Source organism: Mesorhizobium sp. M4A.F.Ca.ET.050.02.1.1 (assembly GCF_003997725.1).
GTDB lineage: Bacteria > Pseudomonadota > Alphaproteobacteria > Rhizobiales > Rhizobiaceae > Mesorhizobium.
In genome coordinates this window covers 1-1,313 of sequence record NZ_RZSG01001171.1, presented here as the reverse complement: position 1 = coordinate 1,313, position 1,313 = coordinate 1, and the positions used below count along the sequence as shown (strand labels likewise).

Annotated in this window: 1 protein-coding gene and 1 pseudogene; both read left to right on the top strand. The window is 62.5% G+C overall.

What is annotated here, in order from left to right; translation table 11 throughout:
- Positions 1 to 335: 335 nt before the first annotated feature.
- Positions 336 to 1,214, top strand: a complete 879-nt coding sequence (locus EOA33_RS36055; RefSeq protein ID WP_127407746.1) for a VOC family protein — start codon at positions 336 to 338, stop codon at positions 1,212 to 1,214.
- Positions 1,211 to 1,313: pseudogene (locus EOA33_RS36050) on the top strand (3-deoxy-8-phosphooctulonate synthase); the annotation flags it as partial. The gene EOA33_RS36055 and the pseudogene EOA33_RS36050, both read left to right, overlap by 4 nt.

The following is a 1,313-nucleotide window of genomic DNA, read 5'->3' as shown; positions in this document are numbered from 1 at the left end:
CGTCAATTCAAGTCAGAGTTGACGACAATTCGCCTATACCAGCAATATAGTTGCATCCGCAAGAAATGCAGGTGCCGGCGGCCTCACTCTGTTTGAACGGCGGATGTCTCGGCCGGATCGACGCCGCCCCGTTTCGGCGCGGTCAGCACCAGCGTGGCGACAATTACAATCGCCGCAATCGTCATGGCCATGAGGACGGTTCTTCCCATGGTTGTGAGCTAGGGTGGCCTTCCGCGATGGCAAGACTGGCCCCGGTGTCGGAGAATGGCAGGCCGGCCGGACAACATCGCCGAGCCCCTTGAACCGACTTCCGGAATAATGCACACCGCGCCGGCATGATCAAAACGACGCAGGCTCATCCGCTCGACCATCTGGTGCTGCCGACAGCGCGCCTGGATGCCGCTCGGGTGCGGCTGGGTTCACTCGGTTTTGTCGTGGCGCCGACCGGCATCCACCCGTTTGGCACCGAAAACTGCTGTGTCTTTTTCGCCGACGGCACCTACCTGGAGCCGCTGGCGGTTGGCGACGACCTGGAGACGGACCGGGCGATAGGCGAAGGCAATGTGTTCGTCGCGCGCGATCGTCTCTACCGGCAGAACCTCGGTGACGAAGGCTTTTCCGCTGTCGTGCTCGGGACCGGCGATGCCGACGCCGACCATGTTCGTTATGTCGGAGCCGGGATGTCGGCGGGGGAGTTGCTGAGTTTCTCCCGTGCTTTCACCGATGCGAGCGGCAAGAGCGATTTGGCGTCCTTCAAGCTGGCCTTCTGCGCCAGCAAGGATGCCGATGACGCTTTCCGTTTCGCTTGTGAGCGCATCAATGCACCGAAGATCGACCGCACTGCATTGCAGGCGCATGCCAACGGCGTAACAGGCATCGTCGAGGTCATCGCTGTGAGCGACAGGCCTTCTGGGCAGATCGGGCTGCTCACGACGGCTGCCGGCAAGCAAGGTTCGGAAGGTGATGCGATAGAGTTGCCGAACGCAACCCTGACGGTCCTGGAGCCCGGGACCTTTGCCTCGCGCTGCAACGTTCCGATAGAAGCGTCGCCGCATCTGCGCTTTGCCGCCATCGTTTTCTCGGTCCGCAGCAGCGCCATCGCCGCGCGCCTGCTTGCGGCCAACGCCATCGCACATCACATGAGCGGCAATGATATTATCGTCAGGCCAGCGCCCGGGCAGGGCGCCGCCTTCATCTTCCGGGAGACAAAATGAACAAACCCCTGGCGCCCAATCCGTCCGTGACCGTCGGCAACGTCGTCTTCTCGAACGCCGCGCCGCTGTCGCTGATCGCCGGGCCATGCCAGCTGGAAT

Excerpts from the sequence above, each read along its gene's own strand:
- EOA33_RS36055 (WP_127407746.1), top strand. The coding sequence starts at position 336 with ATGATCAAAACGACGCAGGCTCATCCGCTCGACCATCTGGTGCTGCCG.